Source organism: Nocardioides sp. YR527, assembly GCF_900101045.1.
Lineage (GTDB): Bacteria > Actinomycetota > Actinomycetes > Propionibacteriales > Nocardioidaceae > Nocardioides.
The window spans coordinates 21,797-47,099 of the sequence record NZ_FNFN01000002.1; the positions used below are offsets into that span (position 1 = coordinate 21,797).

At 67.3% G+C, this 25,303-nt stretch carries 20 protein-coding genes and 2 tRNA genes; 5 read left to right on the forward strand and 17 right to left on the reverse strand.

The window, feature by feature from the left end; translation table 11 throughout:
* Positions 1–50: 50 nt before the first annotated feature.
* The 14 genes from BLT25_RS04585 to BLT25_RS04650 form a co-directional block, all read right to left on the reverse strand.
* Positions 51–578 (reverse strand): hypothetical protein, encoded by a 528-nt coding sequence (locus BLT25_RS04585; RefSeq protein ID WP_143033632.1) that lies wholly within the window; start codon positions 576–578, stop codon positions 51–53.
* 106 nt (positions 579–684) lie between these two features.
* A complete protein-coding gene (locus BLT25_RS04590) occupies positions 685–933 on the reverse strand; it encodes a hypothetical protein (RefSeq protein WP_091042580.1) in 249 nt (82 codons plus the stop codon).
* Entirely contained in the window at positions 930–7,844 is a 6,915-nt protein-coding gene (locus BLT25_RS04595) for an RHS repeat domain-containing protein (protein WP_143033633.1), read from the reverse strand. Before BLT25_RS04595 ends, BLT25_RS04590 begins: the two co-directional genes overlap by 4 nt.
* A gap of 67 nt (positions 7,845–7,911) precedes the next feature.
* Entirely contained in the window at positions 7,912–10,956 is a 3,045-nt protein-coding gene (locus BLT25_RS04600) for a LamG-like jellyroll fold domain-containing protein (protein ID WP_176883623.1), read from the reverse strand.
* Between the two features lie 347 nt (positions 10,957–11,303).
* Positions 11,304–11,768 carry a hypothetical protein gene (locus BLT25_RS29385; protein WP_143033634.1) on the reverse strand — a complete coding sequence of 155 codons (465 nt, stop codon included), beginning with the start codon at positions 11,766–11,768 and terminating at the stop codon, positions 11,304–11,306.
* 647 nt (positions 11,769–12,415) lie between these two features.
* Positions 12,416–13,699, reverse strand: coding sequence for a tyrosine-type recombinase/integrase (locus tag BLT25_RS04610; protein WP_091042591.1), 1,284 nt, complete (start codon positions 13,697–13,699; stop codon positions 12,416–12,418).
* Complete coding sequence (locus BLT25_RS29720) at positions 13,699–13,968, reverse strand: helix-turn-helix transcriptional regulator (RefSeq protein ID WP_176883625.1); 270 nt, start codon at positions 13,966–13,968, stop codon at positions 13,699–13,701. Before BLT25_RS29720 ends, BLT25_RS04610 begins: the two co-directional genes overlap by 1 nt.
* Positions 13,969–14,142: 174 nt before the next feature.
* Positions 14,143–14,218, reverse strand: a tRNA-Ala gene (locus BLT25_RS04620).
* 43 nt (positions 14,219–14,261) lie between these two features.
* On the reverse strand, positions 14,262–15,083 hold the full coding sequence (locus tag BLT25_RS04625) for a divisome protein SepX/GlpR (RefSeq protein ID WP_091042596.1): 822 nt from the start codon (positions 15,081–15,083) through the stop codon (positions 14,262–14,264).
* 100 nt (positions 15,084–15,183) lie between these two features.
* A complete protein-coding gene (locus tag BLT25_RS04630) occupies positions 15,184–15,783 on the reverse strand; it encodes a GNAT family N-acetyltransferase (protein WP_091042599.1) in 600 nt (199 codons plus the stop codon).
* 12 nt (positions 15,784–15,795) lie between these two features.
* Complete coding sequence (locus tag BLT25_RS04635) at positions 15,796–16,272, reverse strand: MogA/MoaB family molybdenum cofactor biosynthesis protein (RefSeq protein WP_091042600.1); 477 nt, start codon at positions 16,270–16,272, stop codon at positions 15,796–15,798.
* On the reverse strand, positions 16,269–16,739 hold the full coding sequence (moaC, locus tag BLT25_RS04640; RefSeq protein WP_091042603.1) for a cyclic pyranopterin monophosphate synthase MoaC: 471 nt from the start codon (positions 16,737–16,739) through the stop codon (positions 16,269–16,271). The genes BLT25_RS04635 and moaC overlap by 4 nt, the downstream gene beginning before the upstream one ends.
* Positions 16,739–17,947 (reverse strand): molybdotransferase-like divisome protein Glp, encoded by a 1,209-nt coding sequence (gene glp / locus BLT25_RS04645; protein ID WP_091042606.1) that lies wholly within the window; start codon positions 17,945–17,947, stop codon positions 16,739–16,741. The genes moaC and glp overlap by 1 nt, the downstream gene beginning before the upstream one ends.
* Before the next feature lie 10 nt (positions 17,948–17,957).
* Positions 17,958–19,334 (reverse strand): UTP--glucose-1-phosphate uridylyltransferase, encoded by a 1,377-nt coding sequence (locus BLT25_RS04650; RefSeq protein WP_176883628.1) that lies wholly within the window; start codon positions 19,332–19,334, stop codon positions 17,958–17,960.
* Positions 19,335–19,411: 77 nt separating this feature from the next.
* Here BLT25_RS04650 and BLT25_RS04655 point away from each other — a divergent pair, with 77 nt between their 5' ends.
* The 4 genes from BLT25_RS04655 to BLT25_RS04670 all read left to right on the forward strand — a co-directional run bounded on the left by BLT25_RS04655 (position 19,412) and on the right by BLT25_RS04670 (position 21,484).
* Complete coding sequence (locus BLT25_RS04655; RefSeq protein ID WP_091042610.1) at positions 19,412–19,975, forward strand: 5-formyltetrahydrofolate cyclo-ligase; 564 nt, start codon at positions 19,412–19,414, stop codon at positions 19,973–19,975.
* Positions 19,976–20,034: 59 nt separating this feature from the next.
* Positions 20,035–20,304: an FmdB family zinc ribbon protein gene (locus BLT25_RS04660; RefSeq protein WP_091042612.1), complete on the forward strand. Its 270-nt coding sequence runs from the start codon at positions 20,035–20,037 to the stop codon at positions 20,302–20,304.
* A gap of 102 nt (positions 20,305–20,406) precedes the next feature.
* Entirely contained in the window at positions 20,407–21,066 is a 660-nt protein-coding gene (locus tag BLT25_RS04665; RefSeq protein ID WP_091042614.1) for an SAF domain-containing protein, read from the forward strand.
* 67 nt (positions 21,067–21,133) lie between these two features.
* Positions 21,134–21,484 carry an MscL family protein gene (locus tag BLT25_RS04670; RefSeq protein ID WP_091042617.1) on the forward strand — a complete coding sequence of 117 codons (351 nt, stop codon included), beginning with the start codon at positions 21,134–21,136 and terminating at the stop codon, positions 21,482–21,484.
* 52 nt (positions 21,485–21,536) lie between these two features.
* Here BLT25_RS04670 and BLT25_RS04675 read toward each other — a convergent pair whose 3' ends face one another.
* Complete coding sequence (locus BLT25_RS04675) at positions 21,537–21,740, reverse strand: hypothetical protein (protein WP_091042619.1); 204 nt, start codon at positions 21,738–21,740, stop codon at positions 21,537–21,539.
* Complete coding sequence (locus tag BLT25_RS04680) at positions 21,740–23,806, reverse strand: LCP family protein (protein WP_143033635.1); 2,067 nt, start codon at positions 23,804–23,806, stop codon at positions 21,740–21,742. The genes BLT25_RS04675 and BLT25_RS04680 overlap by 1 nt, the downstream gene beginning before the upstream one ends.
* Positions 23,807–24,009: 203 nt before the next feature.
* Between BLT25_RS04680 and BLT25_RS04685 the strand changes: the two genes are divergently transcribed.
* Positions 24,010–24,085, forward strand: a tRNA-Arg gene (locus tag BLT25_RS04685).
* A 7-nt stretch (positions 24,086–24,092) separates the two neighbouring features.
* On the opposite strand, the gene BLT25_RS04690 is transcribed toward BLT25_RS04685, so the two are convergent.
* Positions 24,093–25,298 (reverse strand): pyridoxal phosphate-dependent aminotransferase, encoded by a 1,206-nt coding sequence (locus tag BLT25_RS04690; protein ID WP_218131243.1) that lies wholly within the window; start codon positions 25,296–25,298, stop codon positions 24,093–24,095.
* Between the last annotated feature and the right edge of the window lie 5 nt (positions 25,299–25,303).

Consider the following 25,303-nt stretch of genomic DNA (forward strand, 5'->3'; position numbering starts at 1 on the left):
GACCCGTCGACTGGCACAAGGCTCCGTCACTCGAGCCCTCGCGGCCCGTCTTAGGCCTTCGATGCTGCCGCCGCGATCCAGGTGGCGAAGGCTTCCGTCGCGACCTGCTCGCCAGCGATGATCCTGTGTCCGTACGTCGCGACTAGGCGATCGATATCGACGTTGTACTTCGGGTTCGCGACTCCGCTGAACCCCATGATCACGTGACGCTGAAAAGCGATGTCACGGGAACCCTTGTCAAACATGACCCACTTCAGGTTCTCAGGACTCGTCGCCACGATCGCGTCACCGAGAAACAGCGCCAAATCGTTGACTACCCCGTACCAGATCGGTAGCAACCGTCCCGTCGCCCCCTCAACCTCGCTTCTGAACCAGTTGTTCAGGGCATGCAGCCCATCTCCCTCGGATGACAATGCCACGCCGTTCCGTTCCAGCAACTGCCGCAGCACGGCGACTCGCTCGTCCTTTGCAGCCATCAGCCTCTGGAATGCAGAACGCGCTTCACGCTTCGTCGCTTCATGCAGCGGGCGCGTCACACCAGGGTCGAAGGGGGCGTACCCACCCCAGTTCACGCTCATTCAGTGTCCCGCCCAATTCAGCTCACTCGAAGCGTCCGGGCAGCCTCGACGAACAAGGCCGTATCGGTTCTGTCGAAGTAGGGCTCGAGCGAACCTAGCAGCGCCATCATCCCTCGCCGACCTCACGGAGCTTTTCGGCGAACTGGATGATGTCCAAGGTGAACTCGCGGCTTGGGTCCAGTTCGTCCTCGATCGTGGCTTGTCCGGCTTCGCCATCCAACCTGACGTTGTAGACGTCGTAGGTGAAGTACCGTTCGGACTCCCCCAACTCAGCAATGGCCTCGGCCAATTGCCGACGAACGAAGGCATCGGCTTCATGGGAAAGGAACTCTTCTAGAACCTTCAAGTCAGTCATGGCGCCACCGGGAATGCGGTCTTGATCAGGCCATCTCGGACGATGACCTCGATCCCCGTGACTGGGTTACCAGCCCTGTCGGTGCCGATCACCTTACCCAGGTCAGCAGTGATTCCGCGGTCTGTCGCGGTTCCAGTTCGAAGCGCTTGGTCGACGTAGCCCTTGATATCTCCAGCGCTCGTGTCTTCGGCGTAGCGACTTACGTTCTTGAATCCGGAGTTGTACGAATGGCGGTAGTTGATGTGCTCGATAGTCGACATGAGGCCCCCATGCTTGTAGGTGTCCGCGCCCCACTCTGCGGCGATCTTCTTGCCTGGCAGCGCCTTGATCCCATTTTCCGCGGCGTTTCCGGGTCTGAGGAGGAGCGCTCCCAAGCCAGCTGCTCCGGTCCCCACGGAGGCTCCCTCGGCTCCGGGGATCGATTCCAGACCGATGATTCCGCATATGGGCCCCGCGAGCATGCAGATCAGCACGAGATCGGTTGCGGCACCTGCAATGGCTTGGGCATAGATGACGTCCATGTCCGGCCTGCCGTCGGCAGTGACAGGGAATGGCCCGTTGTGGCATTGGCCCCAGCATGGGGTCGTGCCGGACCCCTCGAACATGTTGCCTAGCGGCTCGAACACTTCGTCGAGCCACGGGACGCCGAACCCAGCGCCTTCGTCGCCCTTGCTGCTCTTGGTCTCGATCGGATCCTTGGGCTGTGACGGTGCCGGGGGCGGTGGCGTGCTCAGACGTTCCCTAGTGATTGCCCGGTCCTTCTCGACATCGGGCTTCTTGTCGTCTCCGATGGAGTACAGGCCAGTCGGGTCACTGAAGGTGATCGGATTCTGGTTTGCATACGAGTACGCGTTCAGCGACGCCGGGTCCGCGAGATCCACGATCGGGTCAGTGGTGACGAACAGCCCCAGCACCGGGTCGTACGGTCGTGCGCCGACCTGGAGCAGGTCCACGCTCTCATCACGGGTCGATCCAACGAATCCCTTCTCCCCGGGGAACGTCGCCTCATCTGGGGCGGTGCCGCGGTCGGCACCGAAGGGACGCTGCCGGCGTTGCGGCAAAGACTCGTCCTGCGCGGTCGCGGCTGCGGCCTCGGCGTTCCCGAGGGCGTACTCAGGGGTGCCCTGGTCATCGACCGACCAGGTCGTCACATCGGCCGGGTTCATACCGGTCCGGGTCGCGATCAACTGGCCCGCGAACGTGTAGTCCCGCCGCGGTGCCACCTCACCGGTCTGCAGGCCGGCCCCGGTGTCCTTGGCGCTGTCATGGACCAGTTCCACGCCACCAGGCAGGTAAACCGTCGTGACTGTCCCCGCACCGGGTTTGGTGACCCGGCGCAGCACCCGCGCACCAGCGGTGTCGTAGACCGCAGACTGCGCCGATGCGGTCTCGCTGGCAGGGTCCACCCCTGCGAGGTGGTGCTCGGCATCCCACTCCAGGCGCTGCACATCACCCTTGACGGGTCGATCCAACAATTCGCCGGCGGCGCTGTAGGTGTATGTCCCCTCGATCGCTGCCAAGGCCGCATCCGCCGTCCCGGAGACCGTGTCGACCGCGACCGTGCCCGGTGCATGTGCGGGACCATCAGCGGGGTAGGAGTAGGTCGCCTTGGTGGTGCCATCAGCGGTGGTGTAGGCGTCGGTGATTCGGTTGTTGGTGGCGTCCTCGAACGTCCAGGCCTGGGTGAACCCATGCCCCGCGGGCAGGTTCCCTCCGGTCGGGGCGGTGTCGCCGCATGTCTGGGCGGTGCCTGACCAGGCCGTCTTGAGTCGGTTCAGGCCGTCGTACTTGTAGCACTCGGTCTCTTGCCAGGATGGATCCGTGGCTCCGGTGGTTTGCTTGTCGGTGCGAACGCTGGTCACGTTCCCGGCCAGGTTGTAGGCGTAGGTCTGGAGCTGGTCGAGCTCGGGGCGGGTCTGGCGGTCGATCTGCTGCTCGGTCAGGCGGCCGGAGCCGGGCTGGTAGCGGTAGGACTGCCAGGACATGTGCCCGTAGGTGTTGCCGAGCGCAAGCTGGTCGACTTGGCTGTAGGCCGAGTAGGCGGTGGCGATGACGTACTGGCCCATCGAGCCGCCCATTCGGATCGGGCGGCCGAGGTCGTCGTAGTCGTAGACGACCTTCTCGGCGGGCAGCACCGGTGCGGTCGCGCCGGTCGGGGTGATCGGGTAGTAGCTGGTCGCGGCGACCTGGCCGTCGAGTCGGTAGGACTGTTTGGTCCGGTAGCTGCCGGCGACCTCGTTCGGGACCAGGCCGGTCTTGGCGGCGAGGGTGACGTGGCTGTCGGTTGGCTGCCCGGTTGCGTTGTAGGCGTCGATGGCCTGGGTATAGAGCGCGGCGCCGTCGCGGTAGCGGGTGGTTGAGGTCAGCTGTCCCGTCTGGATCGTGTCGTAGACCCAACCAGCAACCTGCTTGCGGGTCCCGTCGCCGGCGACCTCCTCGAGCGCGGTCTGGCGACCCATCGCGTCGTAGCTGGTGCGCAGCTTCGTGCCGTTGGCGTCCACGGACTCGACCGGGCGACCGAGGTTGTCGTAGCTGGTGGAGGAGTCCCCGGCATCGGGGTCACTGGTGGTCAGGCGGTGGCCGAGCTCGTCGTAGGTGTAGGTCCAGGTGTTGTCCTTCTCGTCCTTGACCGTCTTGAGGAGGCCGGTGGGGGTGTAGCCGTAGCGGGTGACGACCTTGGTGGCGTCGGCGGCGCCGCTGTTCGCGCCGCCGTCGGTGTGCTTCCACTGCTGACTGGTGCGGCCGCGGGCATCAGCCACCACCGTGGTGGCGACGCCACCGGCCGGTGGGGTGGTGTGGGTCAGGTTGGCGTCGTAGGAGTACCGGGTCACCGGGTCGGCGGTGGTGCCGACCCAGTTCGCGGTCTGCGTCAGCGGCCGAGAGGCACCGTCGTAGGTGGTGATGATCGACTCGGGAGCCGCGTCGACCGGGTCCACGAACGTAGTGGTCGGGAGCCCGGAGGCCAGGACCTGGTTGTCGACCTGGCTGACCCGGCCGGCGGTGTCGTAGTTGGTGGTGGAGACGACTCGGCCCTTGGCGACCTTGTTCTTCTCATCGGTCCACCGGGTCTCGGCTTGGGTCTGTACCTGGCGTCCGAGAGAGTCGAACAGGGCGGTGCTGGTGACCTGGCCAGGCGCCGTCCCAGCGGTGCCGCCGGTGAGGGTCTTGGTGGTGATCGCGTTCATCTTCGCGCCACCCGCTCCGCGCAGCTGGTAGGTGTAGGCCAGGTCCGGGGTTGAGCTGGTGTTGCCGGGCAGCTTCACCGTGACCAGGCGACCGAGGCTGTCGTAATCGGCGGTCGTGGTCCCGCCGGACGGGTCGGTCACGGTGGTCGGGAGCCCCCACTTGGGGTCGTTGATGGTGGTGGTCTGGTGCCGAGCCAGCGGGCCGGCTCCGTCAGGGTCGGGGCTGGTGGAGACCACCTTGGTCGGGCTCCGGCCGGTATCGGGCGTGTAGACGATGGAGGTCGCTGCACCTGCGGCGTCGGTGACCGTCTTGACGCGACCGTTGGCGTCGTACGTGGTCTCTGCGGTGGTCTGCCAGGCGTCATCGACCAGGGCCTTGGTGGTGGTCACCAGCCCCTTGGCGGGTGCCTGGCCGACACCGCCGTTGTCGTAGGCCCACTGGGTGCCCTCGAGCAGGCCCGAGGCTGCGGGCGGCCCGCTGTCGCAGGCGCCTTCGGCCTTGCGGGACTGCGAGGGATAGCTGCTCAGCCCGTCGACGACGGAGCTGGGGTAGGTGGTGTAGAGGCAGGTCCGGTCGGTCGTGTCAGCGGATGCGGTGTCGCTGGTCTTGGTGTAAGCGTGGTCATCGCGCTTGACCTCGCGACCCAACGAGTCGTAGTCCATGGTGACCTTGACGTACCGGTCACCACCGCCGTCAGCGGTTGCGCGTGGGCTGGTGGTCAGAGTGCTGGCGGTCTGCACCCGTCGCGGATCACGATTGGCTGTGTGCCCGGCCACCGCGGGAAGGACGTCGTAGGTGGTGCTCTGCTTGGAGACCACCGTCTCGCCCGCGTAGGTCGTGGTCGAGGTCGGCAGACCGGCACGTGCTCTGGCCTCGGGGTCCAGTCCGGTTCCGTCCGAGCCCATGCCGCGGTCGAAGGTCGCGACCGTCTTGGTGCGGGGGTGGCCGGTTGTGTCGGCGCCGGCCTCACCGACGCGGGTGGTGACCTTCGCGTAGCCCCGCCACTGGTTCCATCGCTTCTTGCGGTCCAGGGCCAGCGGGTCATCCGAGCGCGCCCAGGCCCCGTCGGAGGCGCCGTCGCCGTCTGCGTCGCCGTAGGTGTAGCTGGTCAGGACCTGGAGCCCGATGCCAGGAGCTTGGGTGACCGCGGTGACGACGTACTTGTAGAACCAGTGCTTCTCTTCAGGGAAGGTGTCGTAGTGCGCCTCGTCGGGGAAACACCGTTGGGTGTTGGTCGCGGGGTTGGGGAAGGCGCCGTCGACCTTGCACGCCGGGGCGCTGTACTGGACGCCGAGGACCGAGCCGAGCTCATCGATGATGCTTGTGATCCGCGGCCGGTACATGGGCGGGAGGTTGTCGGTGGAGGTATCGACCCTGTTCTTCATCGGGGTCGACCGGAAGGTGACCGTGCCCGCCGGGTCGTCAATGCCTGGTGTGGCTGCGCCGGCATAATGGTTGATCGAGGACAGCCACAGCGTGACATGGTCACGGTCGTCCTCCTTCTTCGGGAACACGAACCCGAAGGTCCACTGGTCGACTGGCTCGAACCCGTCGTCGGGTCCGGTGCCCGTGTAGGTCTGGGTCAGCACTCGGGTGAGCTGTTTGGTGGAGAAGAATGTGGGTGAGAACTGGGTCTGCAAGTCGCAGTCGCCGGAATTGCAGACCATGTCGAAGGGGACGTCGGGCCACTGGTTGGCATTCTCTTCGTTCAGGGTGTTGCCGCTGCCCGGTGAGCAGTTGTAGGACTTGCGGCAACGCTCCGTGACGTCGAACAGGACCCGGGCTGGTGCGGCGCCGGTGTCACCGGCCTTGGTGCCGTAGGTGACCTTGGTGAGGTAGCCGCCGCGGTCATAGCCGGTCGCGACGCCACCGCGCTCCTCGTCGGGAACCGCGCCGATGTTCTCGTTGGCGCGATAACGGTTCGTCTCCTTGGCCCAGTGGTAGTTCACAGTGTTGCCGACGGGGTCAGTCACCTGGGTCAGGTTCCAGCGCCACACCGCGTCCTGGCCCGAGGCACCGAAGGTCTCGGCGTGGCCGGGCTCGCCGGAGTGGTTGCCATAGACGGGGACCCGCAGGGACGAGTTCGCGCCGGTGTCGGCGTCACTCTGCCCGAAGAGGTATCGGGTGCCGTCGGGGGTGGTGACCTGGAACCGCTCGAACTGGCCACCCTTGACCCCCAGCCGGGTGATCACCGAGCCGTCGTCGGTCCGCAGACGGAAGTCGTCCGAACCACCGGCTGGGTCTTTGACGAGCTCGCCGGCGTGGGCGCTCAGGGAGAGGTTCAGGGCCTCGCCGCGCCAGCACAGGTCTCCGGTGTCGCGCTGGGCGTTGTTCGCGGACGCACCGTTGTGGTCGGCCTGGTCCTCGGCGCACGGCGCGTAGGTGCGCTCGATGAACCCGGGCGCCATGTCCCAGCCGAGCCCGACCCAGGAGGCCTGGACGTTGCCCGACCCGACCACGCCATCGACCGCACCGGAGTCATAGGTCAGCCCCAGACCGGGCTCCATCCCGGAAGCGACCGGCGGGGTCTGCAACGGGTAGGACCACGTGAACGAGCCGCTCGATCCGCCGCCAGACCACGACGCTGCAGTCCCTAGCGACGTCGCGGTCCAATCACCGAGCTCGCCGGTCGGAGTGGTCTCCGCCATCAGCACCACACCAGCCGTCGCCAGCTCGGCGGTGGCCTCAGACGCCCCGGCCGACTTGGCCTCGGCAGACTTCTCGGCCGCCTTCGGCTCGTTGGAGCCTTCCTCGACCGTCCCAGCCTCGGGCTCAGATGCTCCAGATTCAACGGGAGCCGACTCAACGGCCTCTGACTCGGTCGCCTCAGGCCCAGTCGAGCTGGCCTCGGGAGTGTCACCTGGCTGCTTGGGCTTATTGGGAGTCGCGAGGATCGGAGCAGGCTTGCTGAGGAGGTCGCCGGGGAGAGTGGCGGTCAGGCGGCCCTTGCTGTCCCGCGTCGTCTTCAGCCACGTCGAGGCCTGACAGGCCTTGTTTCTGGGAGTGGTCAGCACGCACGCGGGGTAGGCGACCAGCCGCAGCCGGCTCTCCCAGCCGCCGCCCACCGTCGCATCGGCCTCAACGTAGGCGGACACGTCCATCGCGACCTTGACCGACGCCACCTCCGGTTGTACCGCCGAGGGTGCGGCTCCCTCACCCGAAGCACCCATTTTCTCTGGTGTGACTCGAACGACCGGGCCCCACGCTCTGGCGCGGTCGCGTGCCGCGTCGGCCGGGGCGTCGTCGACCACTTCGACCTCGAGGTCCGAGGTCCCCCCGGTGTTACCGCTGGTGTCAGCGTCGTCGGTCTCTACCCATAGCGGGAGGTCGTCTGCCTGGGTCAGCTTCTCTGTCGGCGTCACCGTGGCGGTGCCAGCCGTGGTCTTCTCCGCCGAGGCGGTCTCCATCGTGACCGTCTCCGGAGCAGGATCCTCCTCCTCGACCGGGACCTGGACCTCGCCCGGGGACGCATCGGTCACCTCCCCGGTGTCCTCTGGCGTCAGACAGGGGGCGTCGAAGGTGGTAGCGCGTTGAGACTGTCCCGTCTCCTCGCCGCACACCACGTCCCCGACGAACCGGAGCTGGTCCGGCTCGACGACCGGGACCGAGGTGGTCAGACCAGTGGCGACCAAGACAGCAGCCGCGGCCAAGGTGGCCGCGCGACGCAGCATCACCACTGTCTCGCCGGTCTTGGCGGCGGAGTAGCGGAGGAAAGGATTGCTCATGCCAGGTGTCCTTGATCGATCCGAGACCCGAGAACCAAGTGATGCTTGAGTCGAGCGGCGTACAGGGTCATGGGGTGTTACGCACCTCGCGCGAGACCAGGAAGGCGCCGGTCGGGTCCAGTGGGCCGGAGTAGGCTCGGACCTCGTCGATGACGCCCTTGAAGTAGGCATCGGGGGTCGACGCGGCACCGGCCCCGACCCAGACCGGCATCAGGGTCTCGGTGGAGGGCTGATCGATGGTGGGCGACTCATCGGCGGCCGCTTGCACCGCAAATGGAGTAGCTGCTTCGATGCCGTCGATGTAGAGCCGCAACTGGGAGGGGTCCTTCTCATAGACCCCGACCAGGTGCACCCACTTGCCGGCATACCGGCCGATTGACCCGGTCGGGCCGTTCACGCTCTCCCACTTGTTGGTGGAGCCGCTCCCGGTCCTGACCGCAAACTGCCAGCCCTGGGATCGGTACTCCAGCGCGACCTTCTTAGCCGAGGTGTCCGGCAGCGAGAGCGAGGCCACCGTGAAGGCGCCGGTGTCGACCGCAGCCGGGTCGAGCTTGACCCACGCCGAGAGCGCGAACCCCTTGTCCGGGTTGACCGCATTCGCGTTCTCACCGCTGCTCTTCGCATACTGAGAAGTGCCGTTCAGCGCCAACGCCTTATCGCCGACAGCCCAAGTCTGGCTGCCCGACCCCACCGGGTCGTAATCACGGTCATGACCACCCACCCAAGTCGGCGATCCCGACAACGCGAGCGTCGTGGGCTGCTGCTCCGAGGGTGCCTCGTCATTGCCGTTGCCGTCCAGATGCCACTGATGCGAGGTCGAGGCACCCATCACCTTGAACCTCAACTGCTTCGGCACCGATGGGTTCCCGGCGATATCGGAAGCCGTCGCAGTGATCCAGTCCGGGCCCATATGACCAGTCCTAGTTACTGTCAGCTTCTCACTCAACGGGTCCAGCCTCTTGGAGATCGGCGTGGCTGAGGTCAAGAACCCGTAGTTGTAGTGGAGGACGTCTGAGGAGGGCGAGTCCATCGAGATTGTCACACCTTGCCCGTACGACCCCACCTTGGGAGCCTCAATCACCGGCGGATCGGGCTTGACGTTGTCGATCACCATCGTCAGCCACGACGACGCCGGCCCCTGGAATCCATATGAGTCGATCCCGTAAACCCACCAGGAATAGGTGCCGTCAGGCAGGTTCTCGGTCAGCGTGATCCCCGACTGGGTGGGCGGATCCGAGGGATGGAATGCATTCCGCCGGTCCACGACGATCTCTCCCGAGGAGTTCCTGACGACGAACCGCTGCTGAACCTGGTTCCCATCAGGATCTGTCGTCGTCGCCAGCAGCACTGGCTGCCGCACCCGCACGTAGTACTTGCTGTTGTACAGGACCGCGTCATCGGTCGAGGTGTTTCCGGTGAACCGTCCCGTCGGGACGTTGGGTGCTCGGTTGTAGGTCACCAGCAGCTTGGGGTAGGCGCCGTCGGAAGCGCCGTACTTACGCCAGGAGTACTCGTTGGTCTCGTCCTTGGCAAACATGCCCAGCCGCATCCGGTCATAGCCGTTGCTCAGGTCCGAGGCCAGACCCTTCTTGACGTCCCACTCGTTCTCGTAGTTCGTCGAGCAGTAGTCCTCATGTCCGCGGGCCTTGTAGTTGGTCGACTGGTAGCCGACCTTGGCCGGGCCTGGCCACCGGGTCCCGGAGTCGAACGCCTCCACGGTCCAGACCTCGATCCCGGCGCCCGTGGTGTTGCACGTGTGCTCGGGAGAGTGGAACTGCATGTGCAGGAAGGTGGCTTCCTGGATCTCGGTCCCCTGCAGGCTCTCGATGTCGAACTTGTAGAACGAACGAGCCTTCTTCGGCCCCGAGGACCAGCCGTCATACCCGGCGCGGCCCAGTGCCACATCCCCGTACCAGTGCTCGCCGGTCGACCAGTACATCCCCCACTCAGCACCCAGGTCTGCGCGCGTCAAGTTCGGGTCAAGAACGGCAGGAAACTGGGTCTCCTCCGCCAACAGCATCGACTTGTCCGAGCGCACATGGAGCTCAGCAGCGGTCTGGCCACTCTGCGCCTCGCCCTCCGTCGCGGTCGACTCGGACTCGAGTGTCATGGTCATCGCGGCCGACCGTGCCCCGTCGGGACGCTCCACCAAACGCCGGATCTCCTCCGCGGTCGGCGGGTCCGTCTCCGCAGAAGCCAGGTCAGGCTCAGCGGCCGAGCTCTTCGCCGCCGACCCCGACGCCTCAGCCACATCCCCGGCATCCCATTGCTCTGGATCGCTCGAGGCGAAGACCACCTCGCCGGTGCCGTTGGTGGCCTCCAAGCCACCCTCGCCGTCATCAGCAATATCAACACCGGACGCGGTGATATCGAAGTGGAAGTCAGCCACCTGCGGCAGCTCGGCCGCAGCACGGTCATGCAGCACCAGATACGTCTGGAACCCAGCAACACTCGCGCCGACCACCAGATCGACCTGACCACCCCACACGCCAGCAAAGGTCGCCAAGTTCCCGTCCACTCGCGGAACCGGAAGATCCCCATACTCAGCGGGCCAGGACAGAGCGATCTGCTCGCCACTCGGACCGGCCAGCTCCGCGAGCGGACCCGTCCCATCGGCGGTGATCGTGAACTCAGCCGGAGCTGTCACCGGCGCCAGCCGACCAGCACCATCAGGCTCGAGGGAGGCATCGACTTCATGCCAGCCGTCACTCTGGTGAACCCTCACAGGTCCCGGGCTGATCTCGGCAACCAGCCCCGTCTCCGGCACCGCGCGCACAATCTGAGTGGGCGTGGTCAGCGTGTCAACGACCGTCGGCTCCCCGGTCTCCTGCGCCTGAGCAACCGCCTCGGCCTCGGTCAACAGCCTCTCTGGCGGCGCCGGCGGCACGATCGACGACAGGCCCGCAGCCGGTGCCATCGCAGACGGCACCACGCAGATCCCTGCCGACAGCAGCAGTCCGAACGAAAGAGTCAGCGCAACACCATGAGCGCGACGAACCTTCAACGTGAGCTCCTCCCGAGCCGAGCATGACAACACTTGTCCGATTGCTGCCATCGGCTCCGAGGGCACGAAGGACACGCACGGCGACAATCGCACCGCGCCGAGCGCCACGGCAGGCAAGTTGATCCAACGTGTCGTCACCGTTGGCGCACTGTTACCTATACGGGTAAGGGCATAGTTACCGCGGGCTACGGCTAGCCCCCCGATCTGACTACGGAGTAAGAGAACGTTCGGAGGAAACAGTTGGCGCGGGCCCCGCGCGTCCGGAAACATCCAGTCAGGCTCTGCGGCCCACCGGCCCGAACCTCGCCCGATACCCAGATCGTCGCCGCGGCGCCACTTCGACGGCAGTCAACGAACGTCGATTGCCAAACTCAAAGGCGGCTTTGAACTGCAACAAAGCAACTTCTCAACCGGTCGGCACGCATGCTACGACCGTCAAAGCGGGTGGACGGAGGTCATGAACTCACCTCAACCGTGGGCAGGGTGAAGCTGCCGCCGGTGATCCGACCGACCATCGAGTACGCCGTGACCAGGCTGTCGACCGTGCGCTGGTATCGCACGTCCTCGAGAAGCTTATCGATCGCGATCCGCACGATGAGATCGTCGAGCAGCACGCGCATCGCGTCTGGTGAGTCCACGATCCAGTCGATGACCTCTTGGGCATCCTGCACCGAGATGCTCTCCTCGATCTTCTGCAGCAGCTCTGCTGTGGTCATCGGCCGCCGCGGCTGGTCCTGTGTCTGGGTCGATGACGGCGTAGGAGATGGCTTGGGTGTCCTCTGCCGCGGGTGGGCGCGTTTGCGGCACAAGGAACCGCAATACAGTCGCGGACGGCCTCGACCGCCGCTGCGCGGGAACTCCCGGCCACACTCCACACAGGTCTTGGTCTTTCGCGACTGGCTCACGTCGATCAGGTGCACACACCCCGCCTCGCGATTTTCCTCGATCTGCCAACCGTGTGAAATTGGCAAGGAAGGTGGGAGCGACTTCAACTACCGATCGACGACGCCTTTGATCGACGCCGCTGGTTCCTTCGGTCCGAAGCGTTCGCAGCGCTTCTGCATCCCGGCGCCGCTCATCCGTATCTGGTGAGTCGGAAAGCGTAGTCGCTCTCCGGCGAACAAGACCGGGCGATGAAACCGCACTCGTCTCGGGACGAGGTTGCAGACGTCGTGAGCATCGCCTGCCTCGACGATCATGGCGATTCCACGCGATCTGGGTCGTTACTGGGCTTGGGACTGCCGAGGAGACGGCTGCCGACCACGAAACTACCGCAACGTCTTTCGGGTGATTTCGGGGAGCATGCGTCTGACCTGCAAGGACGCAAATTGCTCCCCCATCCGCCTCCAGGCGAGTTCTGCCTGGACGTAAGCATCCAGGTAACCGCCATCGTCGATCATCGAACACGTGAAACTGATGCGGCCGCGGCGGAGCTGGGTGAGGGATGCACTCTACGGTGATGCCGTGGGCGCTGATGCGCCCCAGGCCGGAGAGCACGGTTCCGATGACTCACCGGAACCGCATCTGCCGCCGACGCCTGGACCAAGCACATCGCAGACCTACAGCCCTACGCTGCGCCATCGACGTCGTCGTCTGCAGCGGTGTCGATCTCGTCGAGGAGGTCCTCCTCGGACTCGACGGCGGGCTTGGCGAGCAAGGATCCATCGGCGTCTTCGGAACGGAGCGTGCGGTCGAGGAGTGCCGCCGGGGCGTGGTCGACGGTGAGGTCAGGCTCGATGTAGTAGCCCTCGGTGATCTTCGAGGACGTGTGCCCGAGGAAGGTCGCGGCGGTGTCGGTGCCGAGCCCGCGAGCTAGGACGGTGGCACCGGTGCGGCGGTACCAGCGCATGCTGATCCCGGTCCCGTCCAGGCCGGCGAGGACGACGAACTCCCGGAAGGTTCGGCGTACGTTGTAGGGGTTCATCGGGCCGCCGGTGCGATTGGCGAAGATGGTGCGTTCTCGGTCGGCGGCCCTGATCGTCTTCAAGCGGCGGCGGATCACCTTGGCGGCGAATGCTGGCACCGGGACATAGCGATCCGAGGCGTCGGTCTTCGGGTGCGTCTGGCGTACGACGCCCTTCTTCTTGCGGTAGACGACCGTGCCGGTGACGTGGGCGACCATGCCGCGCGGCCCGTCGGTGATGTCGCATGCCCGCAGGGCGAGGACCTCGCCGGGGCGCATCGCGGTGCCGAGGAGGACCTCGATGATGTCGCGGACCTGGCCGTCGCTCTTGGGGCCGGGCAGGCCCGGCTCGGTGCGCCAGGTAGCCGCAGCCTCTCGGAGCTTGGTGATCTGGACGAGGGTCAGTGCCTTGGGGGCACCCTTCGGCCGTGGCAGCGGGGAGGTGCCCTCGACCGGGTTCCGGGCGATGGCGTCGTGGCGCAGCGCGAAGGCGAACAGCAGGTTCAGCACCGTCCGGGAGTGGCTCGCCTGGGAGTAGGAGATGGCGAGCTCGGACTTGAGGAACCGCTCCACCCGACCGGTGGTGATCTCACCGAGGGTGTAGTGCTCCATCGCCGGACGCACGTGCAGGCGGAGCCGGTCCTGGTAGGCCTCGCGGGTGCGGTGGGCGAGGTCTTGGACCTCGAGGTCGTCCAACCACTCATCGGCGAGGACGTCGAAGGCGCTGTCCGGGCGTAGGCCCCCGGCAGCCCCGAACGCCGGGCGGCTGAGCAGGCGGTCCTTGAGGGCAGCGGTGGCCAGGTTGGAGGTGCGCCCGCGGACGCGGACCTGGCGCAGTCGACCGTCGGCGTCGCGCACCCGGGTCTCGGCGAGCCAACTGCCATGGTTGAAGCGGCGGGTGGTCACGGTGCCGTAGGTGCCGATCGTGGTGCGTGGGCGGCCGGCCATTACCGACCACCTCCCGGCCCCGGGTCGCTGGCGTGTTGCTGGTCGCAGTCCTCGAGCCGCGCGAGCCAGGACTCGATCTCACCGATCCGGAAGCGCAGCTCACGGCCGACCCGGAACCCTCGGGGTCCGCGGCCTTGGCTGCGGAGGTCGTAGATGGTCTGCGCCGGCACGTGCAGGTGCTCGCACAGCTCCGTCAGGGAGAGGACCGGCTCGATGCCGGACATGAAAGGCGTGGTCTCGCTGCTGGCGTTCGTGGTGTGAGTGGTCATGCCCTCAAGGTGCGCCAGCCGTGCCACGAGGCACCGAGACGGCCCGAGAGATCGCCCGGCCTCCGGGCACGGGCAACGCTCGACGAGGGCCAAAGTGCGGAATAAACGCGGAACCGCCATCCGATCATCCTTCTGCTCAGGATGTTGGACAGCGGTTCTGACCTGCGATTTCCTTGGTGGAGCTGAGGGGATTCGAACCCCTGGCCTTCTCATTGCGAACGAGACGCGCTACCAACTGCGCCACAGCCCCAAGCGATGAGAAACGTTAGCACCTCGTCGCGGGTGTTACCCAATCAGGAGCCCGTGGCGCGACCGCGTTCTGCCTCGGCGGCCTCGGCGGCGGCACGCTCGGCCTCCTCGGCCTGGCGGACGAGCTCGGAGTCGGCCGCGTTGCGGCCCGAGCTCCACACGCCGGTGGCGTCGAGGTCGATGGTGCGGACGGTGCGGCGCGGCGCGGCCTCCTTGGAGACGTACGTCGGCAGCGGGGTCTCCACCGGCTTCCAGGAACCGTCGGGGAGCACCTCGTCGGTCTCCGCGGGGTGCTCGACGACGGCCACCAGGTCGCCGGTGTCCTGGTCGATGTCGAAGGTGACCCGGGGCGGGGCGACGGGCTCCGGTTCGGGGAGGTCCTCGGGGAACGGGATCCGTGCCCAGACCTCCCGCTGGTGGCGGACGCTGAACCGGCAGGTAACCAGCCAGGCGACGACCAGGCCGGCCGGGATCGCGATCCAGACCGGACCGAAGACCCCGAAACCAGCAAGAGCGCCGACCACGGCCAAGCCGAGGACCAGCACCCCCAAGACGATCGAACGGCGCTTGGCCGCGGCGCGAGCCGCGCGGCGGCGTACGGCCATCGGGACGGGTCGCGGAACAGGCTCCGCGATCGCCCCGGCCTCCGCCTCAGGCTTCTTCGCCGACTTCTCGGTCACCAGATCGGTGGAGTCCTTGCTGGTGGCTTCTCGCCGAGCGAGGATCCGGCGGGACTTGGAGATGGCGGCGCTGGCCCGGCTCTTGGTCCCGTCCTCGGCCGTCGCCGTCTGTTCGAGCGCTTTGGGCACCAAGTACACCGCCCACGCCACGGCGAGGGCGACGAAGATGAGTGCGCTCGGGTCCACGTTAAGAAGCGTAGGAGCCATTACCAGCCCGTAGGCGGACGTGCAGTGGTGTGTCGCGTGTGACTTGTGTGATTTCAGCAGGACACGCCGAGTCAATGCCTCATTCAGGTGACAAACCGAGCCTGGCCAGCATTCCTTGGTGACATTCTTCAACCGTTATCGCGAAGATACGGTGATCTCTCCAGGCCCCGTCGATATGCAGAAATCGGGGCGCATATCCGATCTCGTCGATGCCCAATTTCTCCACGACACGGAGCGAGTTGGAGTTCTCCGGGCGGATGCAGATCTCGATCCGGTGCAGCAGCGCGGTGGTGAAGCAGTGGTCGATCACCAGCGCCACCGCCAGCGGCATCACGCCGCGGCCGGCGAAGCGCTGGTCGATCCAGTAGCCGATCGAGGCGAACTGCGCCGAGCCGCGAACGATGTTGTTGACCGTGACCTGACCAGCGAAAACACCGTCGACATCGATCGCGAACGGATAGGTCACGCCGCGCTTTGCCTGACGCCGAAGACGACGTACGAGGCTGGCGAACGTCGTGGGCCGCGCGCTCGACCCCGGGGGCACGGTCGCGTCCCACTGGTGGAGCCAGGCCGCCGAGCGGCGGCGCGCGTCGGTCCACTCCTTGGCGTCGGTGCGGTCAAGAGGGCGTAGGGTCACCGCGCCGTGGGAGAGGACGGCGGGCCAGCCGGGATCAGTCATCGGTGGTCCCAATCAATGATCACTGCCGACGGACTGTTCAACGGCGTGAGGCAACACCGGACGCAGCACGTCGATCGCGTCCTTCACGCCACCCCGGGACCCGGGAAGGTTCACCACCACGCACGCTCCGATCTGACCGGCCAGACCGCGGGACAGTAGCGCCGTCGGGATCCCTTTGGCCACTCCGGCCGCCCGGATTCCTTCGGCGATGCCGGGGATCTCACGGTCGAGCAGCGGACGGGTCACCTCGGGGGTGCGGTCGGTGGGGGTCAGCCCCGTGCCTCCGGTGGTGAGGACGACCCGCGCCCCTTCCCCGGCCGCCCGGGCGATCGCCTCGCCGACCGGGTCTCCGTCGCGGACGACCTCGGGCGGGCCGACCACGAAACCGAGCTCTTCCAAGAAGGTGACCAGCAGGGGTCCGGTAGTGTCCTCGTAGACACCGGCCGAGGCGCGGTTGGAGGCCACGACGACGGTCGCTCTGAGACTCATCGCTGGAAGGTACCCGACTTTCCGCCGGTCTTGGTCTCGACCCGGATATCGGTGATGACCGCCCGCTTGTCGACGGCCTTGATCATGTCCACCACGGTGAGGCCGGCGACCGCGACCGCGGTCAGTGCCTCCATCTCGACGCCGGTGCGGTCGGTGGTCTTCACGGTCACGGTGATCTCGACGGCGTCGTCGGCGACGCTCAGCTCGACCTTGACGCCGGAGACGGCCAGCGGGTGGCACAGCGGGATCAGGTCGGGGGTCTTCTTGGCGCCCATGATCCCCGCGATGCGGGCGACGGCGAGCGCATCCCCCTTGGGTACGCCCTCACCGCGGAGCAGCTCGATGACCTCGGCCGCCACCAGCACACGTCCGGATGCGGTCGCGGTGCGGGTCGTGACCGCCTTCTCGGAGACGTCGACCATCCGGGCCGCGCCGGTCTCGTCGACGTGGGTCAACCGGTCAGCCATCAGAACTCCACATCCAGCTCGATCACGTCCACCTCGGCGTCCTTGTCCAGCGAGGTCGTCTCCGGCGGGATGACGATCAGGCAGTTGGCGCCGGCGAGATCCCCGATCAGGTGGGACCCCGGGCCACCGATGGGCGAGACGCCGGCACGGGAGCCGTCGTACCAACCGCGGAGATACTGCTCCTTGCCCTTCGGGGAGCGCACCGCGTGGGTCAGGGCGGCGCGACGCGCCGGCCGGGCCTCCGGGGTCATGCCCATCAGCCGGCGCAGCGCCGGGAGCACGAAGAGCTCGAAGGAGACGAACGAGGAGACCGGGTTGCCGGGGAGACACAGGACCGGCACCCGCTCCTCGCCGATCCGGCCGAACCCCTGCGGCTTGCCCGGCTGCATGCTCACGGGGCCGAACCAGACACCCTCCGGGGTCAGCGCCTCCTTGACCACGTCGTAGTCGCCCATCGAGACGCCGCCGGAGGTGACCACCAGGTCGGCACGGACGAGCTGGTCGGAGAGCGCGGTCATGAACGCCCGCGGCTCGTCAGGGACGATCCCGACGCGGTACGCGATCGCGCCTGCCCGGCGGGCGGCGGCGGCCAGGAGGAAGGAGTTGCCGTCGTAGATCGAGTCGTGGCCCAGGGTCTCGCCGGGGTCGCGCAGCTCGGTGCCGGTCGAGAGCACCACGACCCTGGGGCGCGGGCGCACCGCAACCTGGGCACGGCCGACGGAGGCGATCAGGCCCAGGTGGCGCGGGCCGAGCACCGTGCCGGCGGGGATGAGCAGGTCGCCCTTGGCGACGTCCTCGCCCGCGTAGCGAACGTGCTGAGCCTCCTCCGGCGTCTGCCGGATCTCGACCTCGGCGACGCCGCGGTCGGTCCACTCGTACGGCACGACCGTGTCGGCACCCGTCGGCAGCGGGGCGCCCGTCATGATCTTCGCCGCCGCGCCCGGCGGGAGCGCCAGCAGCGAGGCCTGCCCGGCGCCGATCTCACCGAGCACCGGCAACCGCACCGGAGCCTCGGCCGAGGCCGTCGCGACATCGGCGTAACGGACCGCGTAACCGTCCATCGAGGAGTTGTCGAAGCCCGGCAGCGCGACCTCGGCATGGATGTCCTCGGCCACCGCCAGCCCGAGGCAGTCCATCAGGGGCTGCGGGTAGGCCGGCATCGGCTCGAGGTCGGCCAGGATTCGCTCGCGGTACTCGGCGGGGGTCACCCCGCCAACACTAGTCGGAGAGGATCGTGGCCGGCGCGACGCGTTCGGCGTTGGCGCCGTCGAGCGAGACCGCGCCGATGACCTGGACGCCCTTGCCGAAGGTCCAGTCGCCGTTGACGGTGAGCGAGGCCGCCTGGCGCAACGACGGCGCACCCTCGGGGAAACGCTCGTCGAAGTTCGCGACGTACTTGTAGTAGTCGCCGTCCAGGTCGATGAACGGCACCACGTCGGCGACCTGGTCGAGCACGAAGTTGTCGCCGATGTCGTAGACGTCGGAGCGGAGGACGAGGAGGTCGTTGGTCGTCTTGACCGGGACGAACCGGTCGCGACCGACCTCGATCAGCTGCGAGCCCTCGAAGACCTCGATCGCGGCCCCCATGGCGGTCTCGATCTGGACGACCTTGGGGGTCTTCGGGTCGGCGGGGTCGACGGTCTTCTCGTTGCGGATGAGCGGCAGGCCGAGGATGCCGTCGCGCTCGGAGAGGACCTTCTTGAGCGCCTTGAGGTCGAACCAGATGTTGTTGGTCGAGCAGTACTTGTGGCGGTTGAGGTCCTGCAGCGCCACCTTGTCCTCGTCGAGCGTCTGCGCCGTCTCACGCAGGATCAGGCGGCCGTCGGACTTGCGGCGCGCGAAGTGACCGCCCTTGCGGTCGCTCGCGGTGCGGCGTACGGCCTCGATGGCGAAGGGGGCACCGGACTTGGCGAACCAGCCGGCGACCTTCTCGTCGGGGACGGCGCCGAGGTTGTCGGAGTTGGAGACGAAGACCCGCTCGTAGCCCTGCTCGATGAGCAGGTCGAGGAGCCCGGTGTCGAGCAGGGCGGTGTAGATGTCGCCGTGGCCCGGCGGGCACCACTCGAGCTCGGGGTCCTTGGGCCACTCGACCGGGGTCAGGTCGTCGACGAGCAGGCGCGGCTCACGGTTCTGCAGGAACTCCAGCGGCAGACCCTCGACCGGCAGGTCCTGGTAGCGCTCGAGCGCGGCCAGGCTGTCCTCGGAGGTGCGGAAGGAGTTCATCAGCAGCAGCGGGAGACGTACGTCGTACTTCTCCCGCATGTGCAGGATCTGGCGGGCGATCACGTCCAGGAAGCTCAGACCCTTGCGTACGCACAGCAGCGACTTCGCGCGGTCCATGCCCATCGAGGTGCCGAGGCCACCGTTGAGCTTGATCACCGCGGTGGTGGAGATGGCGGCGTGCGCCTCCTCGTCACTGACCGCGGCGTCGCTGATCGACGGGATGTCGACCGGCTCGATGGTCCCCTCTGGGATCATCCCGGTCTCACCGTGCTCGAGCTGGCGGTAGTAATGTGCGAATGTCTGCACCGCGACGTCGTCGACGCCGGCATCGCGCATCTTCGCCATTGCCTTGGCCAAACCTGGGCTACCCATAGAGGAAAGCCTAGGCTGTCGTTGTGTCGGGTTCACACACCCCTCCGGGTTCTGATGGTCCAGCCCCCGCTGACTTCGTGGGGCGCAAGACTGCCTTACGTGACCAGTTGCTGACTACCCGGGGGCGCATCGGGCTCCCTCGGTTGGGTTCGCTCGCGCGCGCCCTATCGCAGGTGGTCACTGATATTCCAGACGTACGCAGCGCCGGAACGGTTGCTCTCTACGTCTCGATCGGCACCGAACCGGGCACCGGACCGCTCATCGACGCCCTCGAGGCTGCGGGGAAACGGGTCCTGCTGCCGTGTCTGCTACCGGACAACGACCTGGACTGGGCTTACTACGACGGAGAGCTGGTCCGGGCGCCGCGGGGTCTGCTGGAGCCCGGTGGGGAGCGGCTGGGCGTCTCCGCGGTCTCCACCGCCGATGTGGTGCTCGTCCCGGGCCTGGCGGTCGATGCGGACGGGTTCCGGATGGGACGGGGTGGTGGCTCCTACGACCGGGTCCTGGCTCGGGTGCCGGCCGGCACGCTCACCTGCGTGCTCCTCTACCCGTGGGAGATCGGGGTCTCGGTGCCGGTGGAGCCGCACGACCGAGCGGTGGGAGCGGCCGCGAGCGGGGAGGGAATGCGGCGCTTCTCCTAGGCGTTCGCTAATATTGGCAGTCGCGCCCGTCGAGTGCCAGATTCTGTTCTAGGAGAAACGTGCCCACCTATCAGTACGCCTGCACCGAGTGCGGCCACGCCTTCGACCAGTTCCAGAGCTTCAGCGACGCCTCGCTGACCGAGTGCCCCGAGTGCGGCGGCAAGCTGCGCAAGGTCTTCAGTGCCGCCGGCGTCGTCTTCAAGGGCTCCGGCTTCTACCGCACCGACTCCCGCTCCGGTTCGTCCTCGTCGACGTCCTCCACGTCCTCGACGACCTCGTCCTCGAGCAGCTCCACCCCGGCGCCCGCCTCCTCCGGCTCCTCGGACTGAGACCACCCCGCGCCAGCGGGTTATCCACAGGTTCATCCACAGCGTGACCGGCGCTGTGGATTGCGAGATGCGGGAATCGCGCGTGCGACTTAGCGTGCCCGCATGTTCACTCGAATCACGTCCTTCTCCCGCCGCGTACGCCGCGGGGTCCTCGCCCATCGACGCCTGCTGGCGTTCCTGCTGACCGCTGCGGCGGTCGCGATCGGGTTCTCGGCCACCCGACCGGACCCACCCGACACCTCGACGATGGCGGTGGCCTCCCGAGATCTGCCGGTCGGCACGGTTCTCACCGCCGCCGACCTCACCGACGTCTCGACCGACCCCGCCAACGTGCCCGTCGACATCGCCGAAGCGCCGCTCGGTGAGCGCCTCGCGGCACCCCTGCGGCGCGGCGAACCCGTCACCGACGTACGCCTCGTCGGCCCGGAGCTGACCGAGGGACACCCCGACCTGGTGGCCGTCCCGGTCCGGCTTCCCGACGCCGAGATGGCCGGGTTGCTCCGCGTCGGCGACACCGTGGACCTCTACGCCACCGACCCCGCCACCGCCGAGACCGCCCAGGTCACCACCGACACGCTGATCCTCAGCCTCCCTCAAGCCGCGGAGCCGAGCCGGGATGATTCCATGGCACAGGGAAAGACCGAAGGGTTTGGCGACGCGTTCACTTCGGCGGGGCGTCTGGTCATCGTCGGAGTCGCCGAGAAGAGCGTCGAGGACGTCACATCAGCAGGGGTGGGTGGCTACCTCACCTTCGCCTACTGACGGCCTACGCACGCCACATCCGGGGTCTCCTTCACCTCACACAATGAGCAACAGGAGAAAGCAAGACATGGACGGTTTCAAGAAATTCCTGCTCCAGGGCGACCTGATCAAGCTGGCCGTGGCCTTCATCATGGGCGCCGCCTTCGCGTCCGTGGTCACCGCGACGGTCGACGTCATCATGGACCTGCTCGGCAAGATCGGCGGCACGCCGGACTTCTCGAACTACGAGCCGGGCGGCGTCAGCCTCGGCGCGTGGCTGACCGCTTTCATCGCCTTCCTCATCATGGCCGCGGTCGTCTACTTCTTGATCGTGAAGCCCTACACCGCCGCCAAGGAGCGCTACTTCCCGGACCCCGAGCCCGGCGAGACCGAGATCGACATCCTCAAGCAGATCCGCGACAGCCTCAGCGCTCGCTGACGCACTCGCGCCAGAACGGATTGCCTCGGGCTCCGCTTCGGCAGGTGCCGTCTCACCCACCGTGGTGAGGCGGCACCTGCGATTTCAGCCAACGGTCCGACGCCGACTCCTCCGACTCCGCCGACGACTCCCGCTCGTCGCTGGTCGTCTCGGGAAGTACGTCACCGAAGATCCGCGCCAGCCGCTGCTTGCGCTTCCACTCCGGCTCCTCCGGCTCGTCCGGCCCTGCCGGCTCGGACGAGGTGTCCTCAGCCATCAGCAGAGACCTGCGCGCTCGCGTGCCGCCTTCGCCTCTTCGGCGATCTGGGCGAGCTCCTCCTCGGAAGCACCACTGCTGGCACCACCCGAGGCGGTGTCCGACTCGCCGGTCGCGGCCTCGTCGCCGGGTGACGTTTCCGCCGTCTCACCGTCGGTCGCGGTGTCGTCCGGAGCTGCGTCGCCGTCGCCCGAGCTCTCGCTCTTCTTGCCCGAGGCCTCGCCTGCGTCCAGAGCCCCGGCGGCGATCTTCTTGGTCAGCGGCTTGTCGTTCGCGATCGCCCTGAAGACGTTCTTCGCCTTCTCCTCGTCGAGGACGACGGTCGCTTCCGGGTTCTGAGGATCGGCGACCGTGGGGATGGTGAGGAACTTGATGTTCTCCATCCCGATGCTCTGGAAGCCAGCCCCGATCTTGGCCATCGTCTCGAGGTTGTCCTTGAGCCCTTCGTCCATGGTCAGGCCCTTGGTAGCGGCGTTCAGGAAGCTGAGCACCTTCGTCGGGCTGGTCAGGGTGTCGCCGGAGAGCAGCTTGGCCGCCATCGACCCGATGAACGCCTGTTGGCGCTTGGACCGATCGAGGTCACCACCATCCCCCAGGCCATGCCGCAAGCGCACGTAGTTGAGCGCTTGCTTGCCGGTCAGCTTCTGCTCACCAGCGTCGAAGTGAGCGCCGGTGTACTTGTCGTCGACCTCTTCAGGAAGGCATACGTCGACCCCGTCGATGGCATCGACCATGCCCTTGAAGCTCGCGAAGTCGACCACCACGAGGTGGTTGACGGTGATGTCGCACTTCTCGCCGCACATCTCGCTCGCCACGGACTCCAACTGCTCGACCGTGCAGGTCGGACCCGCGGTCGCGTAGGCAGCATTCCACCGCACGTACTCGGCTGGGGACGTCTCGCCGTCCTCGGTCTTGCAGGAGGGACGGTCCACCATCGTGTCGCGCGGGATGGAGACCCCGTAGGCGAACTTCCGGTTGGCGGACAGGTGCAGCAGGATGTTGGTGTCCGAACCACCACCGCTCTCGCCGTCGACGCCACATCCCTTGCAGTCACGACTGTCCGAACCCATCACGAGGATGTTGATCGGCTCCTTCGGGCCGACGTCAGCAGCCTCTTCGCCGAGGCTGACGGTGCTGATGTTCGACCGCAGACTGCGGTAGGTGTAGACCGTGAAGAGCCCGACGATCAGCGCCAGCACGAGCAGAGTCGAGCTGAGCACCTGCCACACGCTGATCCGCGGCTTGTCGCGGTCATCGCGCTCGTCCTCCGGATACGGGGCGTAGGGCTGCTGGTAGCCATCCTCGGGCGGATACTCGTCATAGGGCTCGTCGTCATAGCCGGCTGCATACGCAGCGCCCCGACGGCCCGGGGCGGGATAGGCCTCGTGGCGGGCCTCGTGCAGCTCGTCGCGCGAGGACGTACGCCCTCGGGGCCGGTCGGCCGGATCAGGCCGGGGCGCGACCGCGGTCGCGCCGGGGTCGTTCCAGTCGAACTCGCGAGCAGCCGGCGGAGCGAGCTGCTGGTCGGGGGCCTTGGGCGCGGGAGGAGCGGGGTGAGGATCCTGGCGGTACCACTCCTGCGCAGGCGCGACCGCGGTCTCCTCGGCGGAGGGAGCCGCGGCCGGCGGCGGAGGTATTCGGCGCGCGGGGCGCGGGGTCTCGCGTAGCGGCGGCGCTACGGCCGTCACGTCCGGGGCGTTCCACTCCTGCGGCACGGGCGGCGCAGGCGAGGGACCCGGGTTGCCACGGCCCAACGCCTGATAGCGCTCGGCCCGGGTCGGCTCTCTACGCACCGGTTCGGCGCGCGGCTGCTCGACGGCGGGCGGCTCCGGCAGCGCCGGCTCCTGACGAGCGGCCCGGCGGCCACCGCCCGATGATCCCGGCCCGGGAGGCGGCGGCGACACGAACTCGGACTGCGGACGCGCGGCCCGCCGGCCACCACCGGGCTCCGCCGACGGCTGGTCGGTCGGTACGTCGGCCACCCGAGCACCACGACCCGACGGAGTCCCCCCGGACTCGTCGTTCGCAGGCTCGTCGGCGCCGTACATCCACTCGAATCCGGACACGCCGGAGCCTGAATCCGCACCCCCACGTCGGGGAGGCATGGAGGAGTCAGGCATAGATCACCGTCATTCGTCGCTGGACTTCGGGGGGATTCGGGTTGAGTCGACGGTGACTCAACCTACGCGAGCGCACCAAGTTTGGCCCCTCACCGCATCGAACCCCAAACCGTAGTATTACCCGCCACCATGGCAAGATATCCGCGAATGCCCCAGTAGCTCAGTGGATAGAGCAGCCGCCTCCTAAGCGAAAGGTCGCAAGTTCGACTCTTGCCTGGGGCACCAGAAGACCTCAAGAGAACAGCTTCTGCAGCCGCCCGACGCCCTCGACGAGGTCGTCGTCGCCCAGCGCGTAGGAGAGCCGCAGGTAGCCCGGAGTGCCGAACGCCTCGCCCGGGACGACCGCGACCTCGGCCTCGTCGAGGATGTAGGCCGCCAGGTCGGCCGAGGTGTCGATGACCCGGCCGTCGTACGACTTCCCGAGCAGCCCCTTGACCGACGGGTAGACGTAGAACGCACCTTCCGGGGTCGGGCAGTAGACGCCGTCGATCTCGTTGAGCATCGCGACGATCGTCTGCCGGCGCCGGTCGAAGGCGACCTTCATCTCGTCGACCGCGGTCAGGTCACCGACGAGGGCCGCGATGGCGGCGCGCTGGGAGACGTTCGAGACGTTGGAGGTCGCGTGGCTCTGCAGGTTGGTCGCGGCCTTGACGAGGTCGGTGGGGCCGACCAGCCAGCCGACCCGCCAGCCCGTCATCGCGTACGTCTTGGCGACCCCGTTCACGATGACGCAGTGGTCCCGCAGCGAGGGACAGAGGACGGGCAGGGAGCCGGTCGAGACGCCGTCGTAGAGGAGGTGCTCGTAGATCTCGTCGGTCAGCACCCACAGCTCGTGCTCCTCGACCCAGGCGCCGATGGCCCGGATCTCGTCCGCGGTGTAGACGGCGCCGGTCGGGTTCGACGGGGAGACGAAGAGGAGCACCTTGGTGCGCTCGGTGCGCGCCGCCTCGAGCTGCTCGACGGTGACCTTGTAGTCCTGGGTCTCGTCGGCTACCACCTCGACGGCGACGCCCCCGGCGAGCTGGATCGACTCGGGGTAGGTGGTCCAGTAGGGCGCCGGGACGATCACCTCGTCGCCCGGGTCGAGCATGGTCGCGAAGGCCGAGTAGATGGCCTGCTTGCCGCCGTTGGAGACCAGGACCTGCGCCGGCGTGATCTCCAGCCCCGAGTCACGAAGGGTCTTCTCGACGATGGCCTGCTTGAGCTCCGGCAGACCCCCGGCGGGCGTGTAGCGGTGGTTCTTCGGGTCACGCGCGGCCTCGACGGCGGCGTCGACGACGTAGTCCGGGGTCGGGAAGTCGGGCTCGCCGGCGCCGAACCCGATGACCGGGCGGCCCTCCGCCTTGAGCGCCTTGGCCCTGGCGTCGACCTTGAGCGTGGCGGACTCGGCGATGGCGCCGATACGGGCGGAGACGCGGCGGTCACGAGGCGAAGTCATAGCGC

Excerpts from the sequence above, each read along its gene's own strand:
- BLT25_RS04635 (WP_091042600.1), bottom strand. The coding sequence starts at position 16,272 with ATGAGTCTCAGAGCGACCGTCGTCGTGGCCTCCAACCGCGCCTCGGCC.
- BLT25_RS04690 (WP_218131243.1), bottom strand. The coding sequence starts at position 25,298 with ATGACTTCGCCTCGTGACCGCCGCGTCTCCGCCCGTATCGGCGCCATC.
- BLT25_RS04630 (WP_091042599.1), bottom strand. The coding sequence starts at position 15,783 with ATGACTGATCCCGGCTGGCCCGCCGTCCTCTCCCACGGCGCGGTGACC.
- BLT25_RS04590 (WP_091042580.1), bottom strand. The coding sequence starts at position 933 with ATGACTGACTTGAAGGTTCTAGAAGAGTTCCTTTCCCATGAAGCCGAT.
- BLT25_RS04665 (WP_091042614.1), top strand. The coding sequence starts at position 20,407 with ATGTTCACTCGAATCACGTCCTTCTCCCGCCGCGTACGCCGCGGGGTC.
- moaC (WP_091042603.1), bottom strand. The coding sequence starts at position 16,739 with ATGGCTGACCGGTTGACCCACGTCGACGAGACCGGCGCGGCCCGGATG.
- BLT25_RS04670 (WP_091042617.1), top strand. The coding sequence starts at position 21,134 with ATGGACGGTTTCAAGAAATTCCTGCTCCAGGGCGACCTGATCAAGCTG.
- BLT25_RS04595 (WP_143033633.1), bottom strand. The coding sequence starts at position 7,844 with ATGAGCAATCCTTTCCTCCGCTACTCCGCCGCCAAGACCGGCGAGACA.
- BLT25_RS04675 (WP_091042619.1), bottom strand. The coding sequence starts at position 21,740 with ATGGCTGAGGACACCTCGTCCGAGCCGGCAGGGCCGGACGAGCCGGAG.
- BLT25_RS04610 (WP_091042591.1), bottom strand. The coding sequence starts at position 13,699 with ATGGCCGGCCGCCCACGCACCACGATCGGCACCTACGGCACCGTGACC.
- BLT25_RS04650 (WP_176883628.1), bottom strand. The coding sequence starts at position 19,334 with ATGGGTAGCCCAGGTTTGGCCAAGGCAATGGCGAAGATGCGCGATGCC.
- BLT25_RS04585 (WP_143033632.1), bottom strand. The coding sequence starts at position 578 with ATGAGCGTGAACTGGGGTGGGTACGCCCCCTTCGACCCTGGTGTGACG.
- BLT25_RS29720 (WP_176883625.1), bottom strand. The coding sequence starts at position 13,968 with ATGACCACTCACACCACGAACGCCAGCAGCGAGACCACGCCTTTCATG.